The sequence below is a fragment of the Butyrivibrio sp. INlla18 genome, from assembly GCF_900103635.1.
GTDB lineage: Bacteria > Bacillota > Clostridia > Lachnospirales > Lachnospiraceae > Butyrivibrio.
This window is the reverse complement of sequence record NZ_FMXK01000010.1, coordinates 15,087-32,212: the sequence shown is the minus strand read 5'-3', so window position 1 is coordinate 32,212 and position 17,126 is coordinate 15,087. Positions and strand designations below refer to the sequence as shown.

The 17,126-nt window shown below is 41.8% G+C and carries 17 protein-coding genes; 14 read left to right on the top strand and 3 right to left on the bottom strand.

Annotation, left to right across the window (positions count from 1 at the left end):
• Positions 1-174 precede the first annotated feature (174 nt).
• The 7 genes from BLS24_RS08260 to BLS24_RS08230 all read left to right on the top strand — a co-directional run bounded on the left by BLS24_RS08260 (position 175) and on the right by BLS24_RS08230 (position 5,634).
• Entirely contained in the window at positions 175-2,043 is a 1,869-nt protein-coding gene (locus BLS24_RS08260; RefSeq protein ID WP_176764377.1) for a zinc ribbon domain-containing protein, read from the top strand.
• A 184-nt stretch (positions 2,044-2,227) separates the two neighbouring features.
• Positions 2,228-2,524: an STAS domain-containing protein gene (locus tag BLS24_RS08255; RefSeq protein WP_091757932.1), complete on the top strand. Its 297-nt coding sequence runs from the start codon at positions 2,228-2,230 to the stop codon at positions 2,522-2,524.
• 23 nt (positions 2,525-2,547) lie between these two features.
• Complete coding sequence (locus BLS24_RS08250; RefSeq protein WP_091757930.1) at positions 2,548-3,090, top strand: hypothetical protein; 543 nt, start codon at positions 2,548-2,550, stop codon at positions 3,088-3,090.
• A gap of 157 nt (positions 3,091-3,247) precedes the next feature.
• On the top strand, positions 3,248-3,640 hold the full coding sequence (locus BLS24_RS08245) for a pyridoxamine 5'-phosphate oxidase family protein (RefSeq protein WP_071175183.1): 393 nt from the start codon (positions 3,248-3,250) through the stop codon (positions 3,638-3,640).
• A 38-nt stretch (positions 3,641-3,678) separates the two neighbouring features.
• Positions 3,679-4,368: a DUF4230 domain-containing protein gene (locus BLS24_RS08240; RefSeq protein ID WP_091757928.1), complete on the top strand. Its 690-nt coding sequence runs from the start codon at positions 3,679-3,681 to the stop codon at positions 4,366-4,368.
• 12 nt (positions 4,369-4,380) lie between these two features.
• Positions 4,381-5,157: a hypothetical protein gene (locus tag BLS24_RS08235; protein WP_091757926.1), complete on the top strand. Its 777-nt coding sequence runs from the start codon at positions 4,381-4,383 to the stop codon at positions 5,155-5,157.
• Positions 5,158-5,172: 15 nt separating this feature from the next.
• Positions 5,173-5,634: an RpiB/LacA/LacB family sugar-phosphate isomerase gene (locus tag BLS24_RS08230; protein ID WP_091757923.1), complete on the top strand. Its 462-nt coding sequence runs from the start codon at positions 5,173-5,175 to the stop codon at positions 5,632-5,634.
• A gap of 20 nt (positions 5,635-5,654) precedes the next feature.
• Here the strand turns inward: BLS24_RS08230 and BLS24_RS08225 are convergent, their stop codons facing one another.
• A complete protein-coding gene (locus BLS24_RS08225) occupies positions 5,655-6,491 on the bottom strand; it encodes an AraC family transcriptional regulator (RefSeq protein ID WP_091757921.1) in 837 nt (278 codons plus the stop codon).
• Between the two features lie 157 nt (positions 6,492-6,648).
• On the opposite strand from BLS24_RS08225, the gene BLS24_RS08220 reads away from it, so the two are divergent.
• Complete coding sequence (locus tag BLS24_RS08220) at positions 6,649-8,673, top strand: glycoside hydrolase family 127 protein (RefSeq protein WP_091757919.1); 2,025 nt, start codon at positions 6,649-6,651, stop codon at positions 8,671-8,673.
• 205 nt (positions 8,674-8,878) lie between these two features.
• On the top strand, positions 8,879-10,189 hold the full coding sequence (locus BLS24_RS15415; protein WP_091757917.1) for a hypothetical protein: 1,311 nt from the start codon (positions 8,879-8,881) through the stop codon (positions 10,187-10,189).
• Positions 10,190-10,265: 76 nt separating this feature from the next.
• On the opposite strand, the gene BLS24_RS08210 is transcribed toward BLS24_RS15415, so the two are convergent.
• Positions 10,266-10,439, bottom strand: coding sequence for a chorismate--pyruvate lyase (locus tag BLS24_RS08210; protein ID WP_091757915.1), 174 nt, complete (start codon positions 10,437-10,439; stop codon positions 10,266-10,268).
• A 10-nt stretch (positions 10,440-10,449) separates the two neighbouring features.
• Complete coding sequence (locus BLS24_RS08205; RefSeq protein WP_091757913.1) at positions 10,450-11,250, bottom strand: eL43 family ribosomal protein; 801 nt, start codon at positions 11,248-11,250, stop codon at positions 10,450-10,452.
• Positions 11,251-11,403: 153 nt separating this feature from the next.
• On the opposite strand from BLS24_RS08205, the gene BLS24_RS08200 reads away from it, so the two are divergent.
• The 5 genes from BLS24_RS08200 (at position 11,404) to BLS24_RS15475 (ending at position 17,125) form a co-directional block, all read left to right on the top strand.
• Positions 11,404-12,069: a hypothetical protein gene (locus BLS24_RS08200; RefSeq protein ID WP_091757911.1), complete on the top strand. Its 666-nt coding sequence runs from the start codon at positions 11,404-11,406 to the stop codon at positions 12,067-12,069.
• Positions 12,053-13,039: a DUF4003 family protein gene (locus BLS24_RS08195; RefSeq protein ID WP_091757909.1), complete on the top strand. Its 987-nt coding sequence runs from the start codon at positions 12,053-12,055 to the stop codon at positions 13,037-13,039. The genes BLS24_RS08200 and BLS24_RS08195 overlap by 17 nt, the downstream gene beginning before the upstream one ends.
• Positions 13,040-13,389: 350 nt before the next feature.
• Entirely contained in the window at positions 13,390-14,577 is a 1,188-nt protein-coding gene (locus tag BLS24_RS08190; RefSeq protein WP_091757907.1) for an EAL domain-containing protein, read from the top strand.
• 32 nt (positions 14,578-14,609) lie between these two features.
• Positions 14,610-15,596 (top strand): diaminopimelate dehydrogenase, encoded by a 987-nt coding sequence (locus BLS24_RS08185; protein WP_091757905.1) that lies wholly within the window; start codon positions 14,610-14,612, stop codon positions 15,594-15,596.
• 170 nt (positions 15,597-15,766) lie between these two features.
• Positions 15,767-17,125: a hypothetical protein gene (locus tag BLS24_RS15475; protein ID WP_091757903.1), complete on the top strand. Its 1,359-nt coding sequence runs from the start codon at positions 15,767-15,769 to the stop codon at positions 17,123-17,125.
• The last annotated feature ends 1 nt before the right edge of the window (position 17,126 follow it).

Genomic DNA, 17,126 nt, shown 5'->3' with positions numbered 1-17,126 from the left:
GGGACAAATGGTCCACTAACCCCGTCCCCTAGGTCCATTCTTTTTTTGTTACGGAAACTGTAATAGATACAAAACTGAACGGAATATAGTAAAATTGCGGTTTTCTCTTGAACTTCCTTTTTAAATAGCATATATTTTTACATGTTGATTAAAGGAAAAGTTAGGAGGAACACTATGTTTTGTTCAAAATGTGGCACTGAGAATGCAGATGGTGCTAAGTTTTGCAAGGGATGTGGGGCAGAACTTGCAGGAGCACCAAAGCAGGAAACTGATGTTAAAAATGATGAAACAAATGTAAAAGAAACGGAAACAACTAAAACAGTTGAAAAGGCAGCTGAGAAGGCAACTCAAAAGCCAGCGGCTAGTTCTAGTAAGAAGGGAATCTCCCCTAAGCTTATTGGTATCGCTGCAGCGATAGTTGCTGCACTTGTAGTATTTTTGATGATCACATCAAAGCCTACAATCGACCTTAGTAAGTACACCAAGATCGAGACAAGCGGTTATGATGGATATGGCCAGGCAAGAGCTGTAGTTGATTGGGAAGCTATCAGATCTAAGTATGGCAAGAAGCTTAAGTTCGAAGGTGATGCAAAGGCTGAATACGATGGAGTTATGACTCCAATGGATCTGCTTGAGGGCTCAGTTAAGATCTCTTTTGACGAGAATAATGGAAAGCTCACAAACGGAGACAAGGTAGCATACACTTGGACTGTTGATGAGAAGCTTTCAGAGATGCTTAACTGCAAGGTTAAGTACAAGGATGGAAGCGTAAAGGCTAAGAACCTTACAGAGGTTGCTAAATTTGATCCATTCAAGAATCTTACAGTAACTTTTGAAGGTGTGTCACCTGGTGGAAGAGTTAAGGTTGAGTACACCGGTGATGTGTTAGAGACTAAAGACTTCACATACGATGAGGATGCTGTTGTTGCAAATGGTGGCACAGTAAAGATTTCTTTGAAGAAGCAGGAAATGAGCTATTATGCTGAGAAATACGGCAAGATTCCTGCAATGTCTGAGAAGGAATATGAAGTAACCGGACTTGATGAGATGCTTGCAAGCATTGATGATATTGATGATGCTTTTGCTGCCAAGCTTCATAAAGAGACTGAGGATAGTATCAGATCATATATTTCAGCTGTTGATTACGACTGGAAAGAGGCTAATGTTGAGAGCGTAGAGCCTGCAGGATACTTTCTGGTGGTACCCAATTATGAGAATGAAAACGTATCAGATAAGGCTGCTTATAGCACAGTCTATGATGTAGAAAAAGTTACGATCTCTTTTGAAGCACTTGATGAATACGACATGATGGATACAGAGTTTGCATCAACATTGAATGATGGAAAAGTTACTGTATATTATGCACAGGCATTTAAGAATGCGATCAAAGGCCAGAATGGATGCAGTTATGAACTTTCAGCTTATGACCTTATATATGCACCTGTAACATCACCTGATGCACCTGTTCCATGTGAGCTTTATGTACAGATAACAGAGGAAGAGACCTATCCAACAGAGTGGAAAGTCCTTGCAAACAATGGATTTGAGGCATATGAGGGATATACACCTGTTAATAAGCTTGATGAGATCTCTGATGCCTCAAGGAAGAACCTTGTTGATTATGCTATTAGAGTTGTTGAGGACTATGTCCCAAGAACCTTTGATGTTGATATCAAGGAATATAGCTACGTTGGAGATGCTATTCTCGTAGAAAAGAGCATGGCTGAAAAAGGCTATGAAATGAGAAATGCTGAAGGCTACAATGAGTATTGGATAATCCTTGAGTGCAAGATTGCAAATGATAATCTTGAAGGAAGTACAAGTATTTATTGCGGTGTCAAATACAATGGACTTATCAAACTTCCAGATGGAAGCAGCACAGCAATGAAATGTGTTGGAGTTTCTGGCGGACCACTTGCAGGACCATTTACTGGTAAGCATGGATTTGTTGAACCTGCAGACCTGTATGATTGGGTAATAACTGACTGGAGAAGCAGCAAGGAATATGATGTAAGTGAAGGATTTGCTGCATTTGAAAGATAAATAAAAACACAAAATTTTTTGGTGGGCCCTGGGGATAGGGTCAGTGGACTATTTTGCAAAAAATGGCCCACTAACCCCGTCCCTGGGGCTCATTTTTTTGTGTCTACGTTGACTATATTGTGATAAAATTATAGATACAATACAGTACAAACTTGGATAGTATATCTAGGCAAGGAGGATTAGCATGAATATCTCAAAAAAACTAAATGGCGATCGACTTGATGTTGTACTTGAAGGAAGACTTGATACTCTTACAGCTCCAGACCTTGAAGCTGAGCTTAAACCAGATCTTGATAGTATCAAGGAACTTGTTATTGATGTAAAGAGTCTTGAATACATCTCATCTGCTGGCCTTAGAACGCTTCTCATGGCCAAGAGAGCTTTGCACAACAAGGGAACAGTTAAGATTGTTGGTGCAAATGATATTGTAAAAGAGGTTTTCTCTGTTACTGGTTTTGACAGCTTACTTGACGTCGAATGACGTAATGATAGGAGGTGTCCTAAATGAAGTCAGATGTAGTGATCATAGATAATAAAGGAAATGGTTTTAAAGAGGCTATAGAGGCAACCAAGAAGATTGCTGAGTTTAAGTGCCTTGATACAAAGGATTCCACACAGCTTCAGCTCTGCACTGAGGAACTCCTTAGCATGGCTCGCAGTATCACTGGCGAGATCAAAGCTTCTTTTTGGGTTGAGTGCGAGGGTAGTAAGTTTGACCTCAACATGACAACTGAGACTGTTATGGACAAGGAAAAGAGATATCTTCTTATCAACTCTTCCAGTGAGAGGAAGAATGAGGCTGCCAAAACTTTCCTTGGAATGCTGAGAGATGCCTTTGAAGAGGCTATGCTTGCTGAAGCAGATAATAGTAGTTATTATGAGCTTCCAGATGATGTAGCTTCTGATGTTACTGGAAGATATATCGAGGATCCTGAGTGGGATCGCTATGAGCATTCAATTCTTAAAAAGCTTGCGGATGATATTAAGATCTCTATTAAGGGCGGCGTTGTTAACATGACAGTTACTAAGTCTTTTCCTAATTATTAAAAAGGTGAACTATGGATCAAAAAGCAGCCCTGCAAGAATCTCCATCCAAATCCTAACGATGAGTTTAAAAGTGAGCCCTAGGGACGGAGGTTAGGGCTCATTTTTGCTATAATGGTAGGTAAGAAATCACATACCCTGAGAAAGAGAGGACGTAAATATGGAGAGAGTTGTTAAGTTTTTGAAAGATGCTGGTACTTACTACCTTGCAACAGTTGATGGAGATCAGCCAAGAGTAAGGCCTTTTGGCACTGCTCATGTATTTGAGGGCAAGCTTTATATTCAGACTGGTAAGGTAAAAGACGTTTCTAAGCAGATTCACGCTAATCCAAAGGTTGAGATCTGCGCATTCATGAACGGTGAGTGGCTCAGAGTTGCAGGTGAGCTTGTAGAGGATGATAGAAACGAAGCTCGTCAGTCTATGCTTGATGCATACCCATCACTTCAGGGAATGTACAAGGCAGATGACGGCAATACAGAGGTATTCTACTTAAAGAACGCAACTGCAACCTTTAGCTCTTTTACCAAGGCTCCAGAAGTAGTGAAGTTCTAAAAGTGGTGGAAAACCGCTGATAGCAAGTGGGGATAAGTATGAAAAAGAAGACTAGCTTTGTGGATAAGCTTAAGGAAAATAAAAATATCATCTATCTGGTGATCATTGCAGTTGCGGTGATCATCAGCATTGTCCTGATCGCAGGTTATATGAAGGACCGTGGTAATCAGCAGATCGTGAGCCCTGCGTCAGAGACTGCCAAGGAAAAAGATACTAAGAGTGAAGCCAAGGTTCTTGTGTCCATCAGCACTGAGACGATTCGAGATGGGCTAGCAAACATGGGCTTTTTGGTTACTCAGGAATACTATTTTACAAATGTTGAAACCTACACCAAAGAGAAAAAGGTGTTTTTTAACATGATAGATTCCTCATCACAGATGGTGTTTAAGTATGACGGCCAGGTTTTTGCTGGAGTGGACTTCGAGAAGATCACCATCACCAAGGATGACGCCACAAGGACAGTGACTATTGATATCCCAGATGCTGAGATTCAGTCTGTGGCTATAGACAAGGATTCTTTTGAGAGCTATTCAGAAAAAGACTCCCTTTGGAATCCGCTAAAGCTCGATGATTATAACGCTGCTATGGCGGAGTATGAGAAAACTGCCAAGCAGAAGGCACTTGATAGTGGAATTCTAGAAAGAGCTGATGAACAGGCGAAGGCAATAGTGCAGAACTTTGTAAACAGCTTCCCTGCAACTGCAGAGTACACCATTGTTTATCAGTAAGGAGGAGCAGCTTTGGATATCAAAAAGATTACTTTTATAGTGGTGATGCTACTTGTGGCCGTTATTTCTTTTACCAAGATCGCGCCATGGGCAGCAGATCCAAATAATCACGTGCATACATTGGAGCAGACAGAGGATAAGATCACCAAAGTCATGACTTTATCTGGTGGAGCGGCAGCAACATCTGCTACAATATCGCTCCTTCCTGGAGATCTGTGCACACCTATCGCGGATCAGCTTGCTGAACTTGCCAAGTACTTCTTACTTATACTGTGCGCGCTTTACCTTGAGAAGTTTTTGGTGAGCCTTTCTGGATACATCGCATTTTCAGTGCTGATACCAGTCGCATGCGTGCTGGTGTGCCTATCTATTGCATTTGGTAAAAAACATTTGAGAACCATCGCAGGGAAACTTGCAGTAGTTGGGCTTATCATATTCCTGATCGTGCCTTCGAGCGTATGGCTCTCTGATAAGGTTTATGAGACACATGCTGCAAGAGTAGATAACGCAGTTGAGGAATATGAGAGCTTAGAGATAGAGGGCGAGGGCGGAACAAGCTTTTTTAACGAGTTCACGACTATCACGACTGAGACCGTTGAGAAGGCGTCTGACTTCCTTGGAAGTCTCTTGGAGTCGCTTGCGGTCATGATCGTTACAGCATGCGTGATCCCAGTGCTTGTGTTCGTATTCCTGATCTGGCTTGTGAAGACCATTTTTGCAACAAATGTGCTGACGCTGGATGTGGACGGGCTGAAGGCTCTAACTGAGCATGTGAAAAAGAAAGAATAAATAAGGAGGTGCACTATGACGATTGCTATGGCAAATGACCATGCGGGAACGCAGATGAAGGAAGAAATCAAGGCGTATCTTGTCGAGCAAGGATACGACGTTAAGGACTTTGGTACTTATGACAGTGAGTCCTGTGATCTTTCAGATTTTGTTTATCCTGCTGCGCTGGCGGTTGCAAAGGGTGACTGCGAAAGAGGAATCTTTTGCGATGGAGTTGGCTATGGAAGTGCGCTTATCGCCAACAAGATAAATGGTTGTTATGCGGCAGTTTGTCAGGATCCTGTGTGTGCCACACTTGCAAGACAGCACACAGATTCAAATATATTGTGCCTTGGAGCTAAGATAATTGGCGGACTTATGGCTATGGAGATCGTAAAGACCTGGCTAAATACTGATCCGCTTATGGAAGAGAAATATCGCAGAAGAGTTCAGAAGGTATGCGATATCAATGATAAACACTGCGTACCTGTGAAGTGAGAAGTGGCGCGGACTTTGTGCTAGATTTTTCTCTTTGGCGAATAACCATATTTCTTTTTAAAAGCTTTACCTAAATGAAATTCATCGTAAAAACCATAGTTTCTGGCGGCACTTGCCAGAGTTTCATAAGGATGGTCAGACAGATATTGTCTGACCATTTCTAGTTTCATGTTCATCTGATAGCTGTAGAATGTGGCATCGTAAGCATCTTTGAACATGTTGGAAATAGTCTTGGAGCAAACGTAGAATTTATCTGCGATTTCCTCTGTGGTGTACATGTGATGGGGATTTGTCTGGAGGAGGTCTATGATCTTGGATATGAGCTCAGAGTGCTTGGGTTTTGTTTCTGAAGCGCTTTGCAATGAATTTATTTCCCACAGCATTAGTCCCATCAAAAGAGATATCTTTTCCTCTTTCAGTTCTTGATTGATCGAAGGATTATCGCTTAGGTGAGTTGCGATTATCTCCTTGAAGTACTGCTTGATGCGCGGGTTGGAAGCGCAGTGAAATAAGGGTGAATTGGAAGTGAGGGCTGTGGATGGAATATCGGTGGAGCCTGCTCTTTTTGATGTGCTGCGTTTATGGTTCTCCTGATATAAGTGAATATACATGTGCTTGTTTCCTGCAGAGCTGGGCTTTTTGCCGTAGTGGTGATTACCAGCTGACAGGATCAAAAGATCGTCTTTTCCCATCTCATAGGCAGTATCGTTCTCATATATCTCCCAGGTTCCATCCAAAATATACAAAAAGTCATGAACTTCAAGTACGCGGTCTGGATGAAGCATTGGAACAACGTTAGTAACGTAGTTAGCGCTTTCTATTTTATGATTGTCAGCTATTTCAAATGAGACTTTCATGTGTCTACCTCGATAAAATATTCCAAAATATACATGTTTAATTCTATTATATCAATGTTATTAAAAAAGCAAAAATGCTATTCTGAAACTATCAAAAGGCCAGTTGATTACTGGCAAGCATGTGAAAAATACTGACAGTGTAAAAGGGGAAGTTACAATGGTCAAGAATATTGCAAAGCCAATAAATTTACGAAAAGTCCATATCGACGATCCATTCTGGAAGAGCGAGATGGAGCTTGTGAGAAACGAGGTCATTCCTTATCAGTGGAAGGCCATAAACGATGAGGTTGAGGGCGCAGAGCCAAGCTATGCTATGCGTAATTTCAAGGTTGCAGGTAAGATCACAGCAAGGAGAAAAGAGCTGGGAAGCGCCTACAAGGAAGTTATCTGGCCTACAGACGTCTTTAGACCTGTTCCAGAAGAGGGAAAAGAGTTAGAGGATAAGTTTTATGGATTTCTTTTCCAGGATACAGATTTCTCAAAGTGGATTGAGGCAGTAGGATACTCACTTACCCAGCATCCTGATCCTGAACTTGAAAGGACTGCTGATGAAGCAATAGACATTGTCTGCGCAGCCCAGCAGGAGAACGGATATTTGGACACCTATTACATCATAAATGATATGTCTAAGGTGTTTACTAATCTTAAGGACCATCACGAGCTGTACTGCCTTGGTCACCTGACAGAGGGCGCGGTTGCTTATTATGAGGCAACTGGCAAGGATAAGCTCCTTAACGCTGCTAGGAAATTTGCGGATTACGTCTATTCGAGATTTGGCAAGGAAGAAGGTAAGATAAATGGTTTTCCAGGTCATGAGATCTCAGAGATGGCGCTAGTTAGACTCTATGAGGTTACTGGAGATTCCAAGTACCTTGAGCTTAGCAAGTATTTTATCGATGAGAGAGGTCAGAAGCCTTATTACTTTGATAAAGAGCATCCGGACGAAGCTAAGAAGCACGGAGATAAGGAGTGGTATCACTACTATCAGGCTCACAAGCCAGTAAGAGAGCAGGATGAGGCAGTTGGTCACGCTGTAAGAGCCGTATATCTTTATTCTGGAATGGCTGACGTTGCGCGTCTTACAGGAGATGAGGAGCTCTACGCAGCTTGCGAAAGACTCTGGGACAGCGCTGTTAACAAGAAGATGTATATCACAGGTGGCATCGGATCCACTAATATCGGAGAAGCCTTTACCTACAACTATGATCTTCCAAATGATCTTGCTTACACTGAGTCCTGCGCATCTGTGGGCCTTGTGTTCTTTGCACGCCGCATGCTTCAGATGAATGTGGATAGTAAGTATAGTAATGTCATGGAAAGAGCTCTCTACAACACGGTTCTTGCCGGCATGGCTCTTGATGGAAAGAGCTTCTTTTACGTAAATCCTCTGGAAGTTAGGCCAGAAGCCTGCTACAGGGATGCGAGAAAAAATCATGTGAAGCCTGTTCGTCAGAAGTGGTTCCCTTGCGCTTGCTGCCCACCTAACATAGCTAGACTTCTTAGTTCTGTTGCGGCTTATGCTTATACAGAGAGCGATGATACGCTATTTATGCACCTTTACGTTGGCGGCACTGTGGAAAAAGAGTATGAGAATGCGACTGTTTTGTGGAAAATTGAATCAGATGTGCTTGATAGCGGAAGACTCCGAATAGTTTGCAAAGATGTTAAGGAGAAGGCTGGAGCAGGGAAGGAAACTGTTGCAGTTAGGATTCCTGATTGGTGCGAGGCGTATGAGCTTAATGCCGGTGGATTTGCGCATGAGCTAAAGAAGGGCTATGAGTACATTACAGGTGAATTTAAGAAAGGCGACGTTATCGAGATCTCTTTTGCCAAGAAAGTAAGGATAATGGAGGCGAGCTCAAAAGTCTTCGAAGATCACGGCAAAGTTGCGGTTACCTACGGCCCATTCGTGTACTGCATTGAGGAAAAAGACAACGGCAAAGACCTTCACATGGTTTCAATCACAACTGACGCTTCAAAAGCAAGGTTTGAAAAAGCGTTAATAGAGGGAAACGAGATTACAAAAATTCTTTTACCAGGAAAGAGGGAAAAAGAGAAGGCGGAATCACTCTATAGCGTTTACAAAGAGCCTGAATATGAAGATGTCACACTAGAGCTGATTCCTTACTACACCTGGGCTAACAGGGGTGAAGGCGAAATGAGAGTTTGGATAAATAGGTGATTTTGAGACACCCATCGCATAAGGCGGTGGGTGTTTCTTTGTGTTCGAAATACAGGAAATTGCTGGATTTTATCGAATATGTCGGTTTATCTTTCCTTTTTATCTGTGTTAAAATAAGTCGGTTAAAAATATAATTTTGATATAGTTGGAATGCGCATATTTACTGAATTGCGCATGTTTATATACAGGCAGGGGATAAAGAGGTATGAAAAAATTTAGACTTTTGCCATTGGGAATGGCAGTTATTATGGCAATTTCAGGCTGCGGAGCTTCTGCAGGGCAGGAGAATGCAAAGCCTTCGATAGATAATGGAAGTGAATCAGATGGTAGCGGAACAGGCGCTTCATATGTAGTGAGTACCACAAAGGAAGCTCTTGAAGGGGAAGGGATCGATGCATACAGAGCTCTTTTAACAGAAAAGCTTGATACAACGGGCGGCGGATTTACAGCAGCTCTTTTGCATTTGGATGAAGATGATGTTTACGAGCTGGCAGTTGTGGATGATCCATCAATTGAGAACTGCGGAGCAGAGCTTTTCACCTACGCTGATGGCGAAGTTAAGTCCCTTGCTACCGAGGGCTTCCCGTTTTATGGACAATATGGAAATTTCAGTTATTATGATAAAAAAAGCTTTTTCTTTTATGATCGGGAGCAGGCGGGGACTGATTCTGTGTGGCTTTACGAGTACATTTTTAAGGCTGATGAGGATGAAGTATACTTGGATCTTGAGCTGGCGCTTTGCACTGAGTTTGAGACAAGTGAGACCACGTATTTTATAAATGGTGACGAGGCGACGAAGGAAGATGTGGAGAAGCTTGGAGATGAGTACAATGTAAATGATGGAGACGGCTACATCACTTTCAATCCTGGAATTGCTACGACGATTAATACGGGCGTTGATATAGAGGCCGCTCTTTCTGCAGATTATAGCGTTATTTATTATAGGAACCAAGCCCAGGAGGTGCCTTGCCTTAAGCCTGCAATTTATCTTTATCCTGAAGAAGATGGCACTGAGGTTTCGGTGGAACTTAGTATTGATGGCTATTTTACAGATACAGATCCTGCTTTTAACGAAGATAATGGCTGGACAGTGACTGCGGATTCAGATGGAACCATACATCTTGACGATGAGTCTTTTGACTATCTGTTCTGGGAAGCAATGCTTCAGTCAACCTACACATTCCACGACGGATTCTGCATCGCAGGAGCAGATACTGAAAGCTTCCTTAGAACCACCCTTCCACAGCTGGGACTTAATGAAAAAGAAACTGAGGAGTTCGTTGCCTACTGGCTTCCAAAGATGGAGGGCAACAAGTACAACATCATTCGTTTCCAGACTGATGAGTACACAGACCATTCAGAACTTAAGATCAGTCCTGAGCCAGACACAGTGATCCGCGTGTTCATGACATATTATGGCTGCGACAACTACATCAATATTTCTAAGCAGGAGATCGAAACACCACATAGAGCCGGCTTCACAGTAGTAGAGTGGGGAGGCAGCGAAGTAGGATGAAAAAATGAGCCCTAGGGACGGAGGTTAGGGCTCATTTTTGTGAAAGTGAGCCACAAACCCCGTCCCTGTGGCTCATTTATTCTACGATTGAATACTGCATGAGCTCGTATTTTAAGTTTGTTCCTTCTGCGATTCCTTCTGGTAAAAGAGCTCTCGCAACTAGCTTAAGTTCTGAACTTTCAATGTCTGTTCTTCTTAAATTGGCGTAATCGCCGTCAATGCTTTCAACTACGTAATACCAAGTTTCCATAAGTGCCTCCTCAATCAGCAAGCGTAATCTCAGTAACTGTGCTCTCTGGATGAGCGGTAATCGTCTCTCTGTAAGCGGAATCGAAATCGAAGTAGCCGCTAACCAAGCTGTTGCCTAAAAATTCACTGTGGTAATATTCTTCTGGGCGGTAATTGGACTTGATCTTGCCATCTTCAGTCATGCGGATGTCGTCAAAGTGGACAGCAACATAGCGCTTTTCTGGGTCGCTTCCTTCTTTTTCCCAGGTATACTCGTAAAAGAACCAGAGCATGTTGGCGTCGTCGCTATTTAAGAGATATTCCGCAACAAACTTTGGCTCGCCTGCCTGAGTCCAAGAGCCGGTGTAGGCTTCTTTTTTGTTCTGTGCGAAAGTATCAGCGGCTTTTTTGAATTCTGAAAGGTCGATGCCTGCTGAGATGTCGCTAGAGTCGAGGAGACGATATTGTGACTTTTTCTTTGAGGTTTGTTCTGTTTGTGATTCTGTTGAAGAGCTATTGTTTGGCTCATAAATACTTGCAAAAAGAGACAGCGCTAAAATTGCTACAATCATTACAAACATAAATAGTGCAAAGAATCGTGGCGCATTTTTTCCTGATGTGCTTGTTTGAGCTTCTTTTAGAAGCTTTTCTTCATGTTCGAAGCGCTCCCTCTGCATTGTCAGCTCTTTTTCCTTGCTGATGATCTGCGCGTCCTCTTCGTCATAATCGATCATGAAGGTTGCGCCGCAATATGAGCACTTGTACTGTTCATCGCTTATCTTCTCTATCTCTGAACTGCCGCAACTTGGGCATGTTACCTTCTTAAGTTCCATATGTGATTGTCCCCCTGAGTTATTTGAGTTTTAGATATTACAATCTTATATGAGTTTACCTCAAATTCAATAATATGTGAATTGCAGGTTTTCCCGCAACATTTTCCCTGATAAGCTTGTATACTAGTTATATAGACAACGGGAGGTCGTAAAATGGATGGCATGGTAACTTACACCGCAAACAATATGGACGAAAAACGAAAGCACGCCAAGATAGCATTTATAGTGATGACAATCGTGTTTGCTATCTCAGTGTGCATCAAGCATATAGTAGTGGGTTCAATTTACTGGGATATGAAAGATGAGTTTCCAGACTTGTTCAGGGAACTTATGACAGGCACATTGATAAGGTTTGTGTTGGACGCTCTCCTGATCATAACCCTCATAGAAAAGGCAGAGAAAAAGACTATCAGTAAGGTCATAGCTCTTTTGATAATGTTCTATTACATTTATGAGTTGTTACAGATGAAGGATACGCTAATGAGCCCGCCTTCAACCTATTGGCTCATTGATGCAATCGGAGATGCAGGATTTGAGATACTTATAAGACTTGCGTTTCTTGTGTTCTTTGTGGTAGCCTCATTTAGAGGAAAGGTAGCAGGCTCAAAGTACTATCTGCTTGCTTTGGTGCCATTTGTACTGGCGCTGATCTCGATAGCATTCAGATATGTTCTTAACGCTGATCTGTATATTGACCCTGAATCAGGATCCATGTTAATTGCAGACTCTTTAAAGGCGCATGTGATCAAGTATTCTCCATTACTATTTTGGGGAATCGCGACAATAACAAAGGAGAAAATGTATGAAAGACTTAATTAAAAAAAGATGTGATTTATTTGCTGAAAATAGATATGCCATGGGAAAGGCTTTTATCTTAGAGTATGGACTTATCAAAGTTGCTGCTAGTAGCGCTTTTACACAGAATGGCAGAGAAGTAGATGCAGAATATGTTAAGGAATGTCAAAAGATCCTTCAGAAGGAGGAAAACTATTTCTCATATTTCCGCGGATTTAACGAGGTTATCGTTTCATCCAAGATGGCTGTAAGTGGTCAGCCAGAGAAGTATCTTGAGGATGCTGTTGCAGTTTATGACAAGTTAAAAGAAGGCAAGCTCATGGGCTCTATCTACAGAGCAGTTGCAGCAATGGTCATCTGTGATTCTAAGAGAGTGGGAAATGCAGATGTTATCGTTGATAGAACAAGCCAGATCATGAAAGGAATGAAAGAGAAACACCCATTCCTTACAACAGATGAAGATACATGTTTTGCTGTTCTTCTTGCTATGAGTGACAAGAACGTAGACGATATCCTTACAGAGCTTGAGGATTCATATCAGATCCTTAAAAAGAAATTCATCTTCCATGACAATGATGTTTATTCACTTGCGCAGGTTATCACAGCACTTGGTGGATCTTCAGAGGAAAAATGCGAGAAGGCGTTGAATCTATATGATGCATTTAAGGCAGCAGGCGCTCCTTACGGAAAGAACTATGAGCTTTCAATGCTGGGTTGCCTTGTTGATCTTGATGTAGATCAGGAACAGCTTATCCAGGATGTTGTAGAAGCTGAAGTTTACCTTAGAAGTCAGAAAGGCTTGGGCGTTCTTGATATGAGCAAAGAGACAAGGCTCATGTATGCTAGTATGATCACCGCTGCAATTTATAATGAAGAGAAAAATCCTGCAAGTTCAGCCATTGGAAATACGATAGCTGTTACCATTGCTCAGGAAGTTACCTTTATGCTTATTGTAGTTATGTGCAGTAGCATAGCAAGCATATCTTCAAACTAAACGATAAAAAGTAAATTTTAGATTAATATAAAATACTCATTCTACTTTTCCAGGGGAATGAGTATTTTTTTATGCATATCATACATTTTTTATGCATTTTTTGAAGAGGGTTTCGTAATGATTAACTAAGGGATTTTTTTTTATTACACATCCCTTTAAAGTGTTGAAGTAAAGCTACATTTTTGGAATCTCACATTGAAAAAAAGCTTCAAAAAAATCACAAAATTGTCACACTTAACATGAATAAAATATTCAATAAGTTGGTATAATGAGAATCAAGAGATGTTGTTCTGACATCAGTGGGGAAATTCCAAAACTAATCACAAAAAAATTTAAGAAAGAGGCACATATTGGAGCCAACTTTAGTTGATGACTTGTTTGAGGCCATGGAGTCTCATGAATTAATTGCATATTATCAACCACAGTATAATGCCAACACTGGGATATTGGTTAGTGCAGAAGCACTGGTTCGTTGGAAGGATGCTGATGGCAATATCAAGATGCCTTCAGAATTTATACCTGAACTTGAGAAAACAAATGCTATCACTTTCCTTGATTGGTTTGTGGCGGAGGAAGCCTGTAAGACCATTAAGGAACTTGGAGACCGTGCTGTTCCTATATCTGTCAATTTTTCACAGCGCCATGTCAACGAGAAAGACTTCGCCAGCAGGCTTGAGAGACTTCTCAAGAGATATGAAGTAGACAAGAGCTTGTTTGAGGTTGAGATTACAGAGACAGCTTTTTTAGGTGAGTACGAGAATATAGTAAGCTGGGGCAAGGACATCCATGAAAAGGGTATCAAGATTGCCATTGATGACTTTGGAAGTGGTTCTACTTCCATCAAGCTCCTGGCTGAGATGCCAGTATCTGTCCTTAAGATAGACAAAGGCCTCATGCAGGAGACCAGTAAGACACCAGAAGGTAAGGTTGCTATCGAGTCAATCTTTTACCTTGCACACAGGCTTAATCTTGAGACTGTAGCTGAGGGTGTTGAGAACTCAAGCCAGCTCAAGCTTATGCAGTCCTTTGACTGCCAGAAGATTCAGGGCTTTTTATTTGCTAAGCCTATGCCAAAAGAGGAGTTCATGCTCCTTTGCGGATCTTCCAAAAATGTAGCCGTAAACTACGATGTCCTTACAGACGGCGGACAGTTCGGTACTATAGATCTTTTACTAGAAGCTATTTACAAGAAATATCCGCTGATCGTATATGGTAACCTGTCCAAGAACAGCTACCTTATAATGAAGAATAATGTTGATAAATTCATTCCTTCCACAGGTTCTTTTGACGAACTGACACAGGCAGGGATAGAGATGCGTGAAGGCGAAGAGAAGGTTATATTCAACAATACATTTTCAAGACTTGCTCTCCTTAAGGCTTACAAGGAGGGAAAAGAGATGGTGCAGGAAGTTACAGTTGTCACCAAAAAAGATGGCAAGAAGCTTAAGATCCTGACCAATGACTATTTTGTAAAAATGCCAACATCTAAAGATGTTATTATCATTGGATTTAATGATATTATAGAAGAGATTTCGTAAAAGAGTCATAGAGTGATCGTTAGGAGGAATAGATGAGTACAAAGATCGGTATTTTAGGATATGGTAACCTTGGTAAGGGTGTTGAGCTCGCTGTAGAGCAGGCGCCTGATATGGAGCTTGTAGCTGTTTTTACCAGAAGAGATCCAGCTACGCTTCAGATCAGAACTAAGGGAGTACCTGTTGTTTCAGTTAACGATGTAGCAGATTACAAGGACAAGATCGATGTTATGATCCTCTGCGGCGGAAGTGCTACAGACCTTCCAGTTCAGACTCCAGAGTACGCTGCTATGTTCAACGTAGTTGATAGTTTTGATACACATGCCAGAATCCCTGAGCATTTTGCAAATGTTGATGCGGCAGCTAAGGCAGCAGGCAAGGTTGCAGTTATCTCATGTGGCTGGGATCCAGGAATGTTCTCACTTGCAAGAGTTTATTCAAACGCTATCCTTCCAGATGGCAATGATTATACATTCTGGGGCAAGGGTGTTTCACAGGGACACTCAGATGCAATCCGCAGGATCAAAGGTGTCAAGAATGCCAAGCAGTACACTATCCCAGTTGAGAGTGCACTTGAGGCAGTTAGAAGTGGTCAGAATCCTGAGCTTACAACAAGACAGAAGCACACAAGAGAGTGCTTTGTAGTTCTTGAGGACGGAGCTGATGCAGCTACTGTAGAAAAAGAGATCAAGGAAATGCCAAACTACTTTGCTGATTATGACACAACAGTTCATTTCATCAGCGAAGAAGAGCTATTACAGAACCACAGCGGAATGGCTCATGGTGGTTTCGTATTTAGAAGTGGTAAGACTGGTGCCGACAAAGAGCACAACCACATTATCGAATATAGCTTGAAGCTTGATTCAAACCCAGAGTTCACAACAAGCGTACTTGTAGCTGTAGCAAGAGCTGCACACCGTATGCAGAGCGAGGGTATGAAGGGATGCAAGACAATTCTTGATATTCCACCAGCATATCTTTCTGATAAGTCTGGAGAAGAGCTCAGAGCACATCTTCTTTAATCTGTAAAAAAGTATAGATTCGCATGGTTCATGAGCTTTTGGACCATGCGTTTTATTTTGCAAAAATAGGTCTATATACATAATTAATTTGCTGAAAAATGTTATTTTTTTTATCGGCTGTATATGGTAAATTATATAAAGTGTTTGAGGGGAAAACGGAGGAAAAATATATGAATAAGATTAACAGCCCTATTATCAACAAGAAGTATCAGCATAACATGATCATGATGATCGTTGCTGCAGTACTTGTTGTTCTTTCTTTTATCTGCTTTGCAGCAGGTGATCTTGGAAGCGCCTTGAGAAACGATGAGGCAGCAGTTCATTTTTCAGAAGCTTACAACGATAACAAGCTTGATGAAGGCAAGAGAGTAATGATCTATGCTACAGAAGATCCTGTACAGATCGGTTACTACGACTCATCTGAAGCTTACTATTTCGTTTATGACTATTACGAAGATCTCTATATCATTAGATGCTCAGAAGATCAGGCAGATGCCATCTCTCAGGGAATCCAAAAAGATGGATATGCTGAAGTTGAAGGTTCTATCTACACTCTCACAAATGATGTGATCGATGAAGCTATTACATTCTATGTAGACGATGAGAACGACGAGGATGAGCTCAAGGAAGCTCGTGATTACTTTGATGAGTATTTCATGGGCAAGGCTCTTTGGGTAAAAGATGCTGATTCAGAGCCAGTAGCTATCGTATTTGGAGTTATTTTCCTTGTAGCAGCAATCGTGATCGTGATCGTAAATATCAAAGGATTCCTTAGCTACTACAAGACAATCAGAGATCTCACTCTTCAGAATGCTCAGGAGATCAATATGGAACTTGCTGATCCTACATCAGTAGTTGTTCCTCAGCTCAATACATATTTCACACCAAACTATGTTATCAGTGCTGGTCAGACACTTGATATCGTTAAGTATTCAGATGTTCGTTGGATGTACTCACAGACAGGTAAGTCTATCACATTATTTGATCAGAAGTACGATGTTCATGAGATCTGCAAAGCTCCTAAGAACATGGCAAATCTTACTGAGACAATTTCAAACATCATGGCTACAATTCAGGCCAAGAACCCAGCAGTAGAGCTTGGTTATGATGTAAACAAATTCTATAAGTACGTAACAATGGGTAAAGAGAACAAGAAGAAAAAAGTTGTTGCTCAGCCAGCTATCCCTGGACAGGCAATGCCAATGGGGGCAGCACCAATGCAGCAGCCAGTACAGGCTACACCAGTAGCACCTATGCAGCAGGTTTCTGTATCACCAGTTCAGCAGGCTCCAGTTGCTCCTGCTTTGCAGGCAGCTCCAGTACAGGCAACTCCTGTACAGCCTACACCAGTAGCTCCAGTACAGCCTACTCCAGTTGCTCCAGCTCAGGAAACACCTGTAACACCAGTTGCTCCTGTACAGACAGAACCAGTTCAGGAGACACCAGTAGCTCCAGTTGCAGCAGAAGCACCTGTAGCAGCTGAGGCTCCAGTAGCACCAGAAGCTCCAGTAGATAACACAAACTTATAAT

Bases quoted from the DNA above. Each gene is read 5' to 3' on its own strand.
- BLS24_RS08260 (WP_176764377.1), top strand. From the start codon at position 175: ATGTTTTGTTCAAAATGTGGCACTGAGAATGCAGATGGTGCTAAGTTT.
- BLS24_RS08230 (WP_091757923.1), top strand. From the start codon at position 5,173: ATGACGATTGCTATGGCAAATGACCATGCGGGAACGCAGATGAAGGAA.
- BLS24_RS08195 (WP_091757909.1), top strand. From the start codon at position 12,053: ATGAAAGACTTAATTAAAAAAAGATGTGATTTATTTGCTGAAAATAGA.
- BLS24_RS08240 (WP_091757928.1), top strand. From the start codon at position 3,679: ATGAAAAAGAAGACTAGCTTTGTGGATAAGCTTAAGGAAAATAAAAAT.
- BLS24_RS15475 (WP_091757903.1), top strand. From the start codon at position 15,767: ATGAATAAGATTAACAGCCCTATTATCAACAAGAAGTATCAGCATAAC.
- BLS24_RS08245 (WP_071175183.1), top strand. From the start codon at position 3,248: ATGGAGAGAGTTGTTAAGTTTTTGAAAGATGCTGGTACTTACTACCTT.
- BLS24_RS08210 (WP_091757915.1), bottom strand. From the start codon at position 10,439: ATGGAAACTTGGTATTACGTAGTTGAAAGCATTGACGGCGATTACGCC.
- BLS24_RS08255 (WP_091757932.1), top strand. From the start codon at position 2,228: ATGAATATCTCAAAAAAACTAAATGGCGATCGACTTGATGTTGTACTT.
- BLS24_RS08200 (WP_091757911.1), top strand. From the start codon at position 11,404: ATGGATGGCATGGTAACTTACACCGCAAACAATATGGACGAAAAACGA.
- BLS24_RS08225 (WP_091757921.1), bottom strand. From the start codon at position 6,491: ATGAAAGTCTCATTTGAAATAGCTGACAATCATAAAATAGAAAGCGCT.
- BLS24_RS08250 (WP_091757930.1), top strand. From the start codon at position 2,548: ATGAAGTCAGATGTAGTGATCATAGATAATAAAGGAAATGGTTTTAAA.
- BLS24_RS08220 (WP_091757919.1), top strand. From the start codon at position 6,649: ATGGTCAAGAATATTGCAAAGCCAATAAATTTACGAAAAGTCCATATC.
- BLS24_RS08205 (WP_091757913.1), bottom strand. From the start codon at position 11,250: ATGGAACTTAAGAAGGTAACATGCCCAAGTTGCGGCAGTTCAGAGATA.
- BLS24_RS08185 (WP_091757905.1), top strand. From the start codon at position 14,610: ATGAGTACAAAGATCGGTATTTTAGGATATGGTAACCTTGGTAAGGGT.
- BLS24_RS15415 (WP_091757917.1), top strand. From the start codon at position 8,879: ATGAAAAAATTTAGACTTTTGCCATTGGGAATGGCAGTTATTATGGCA.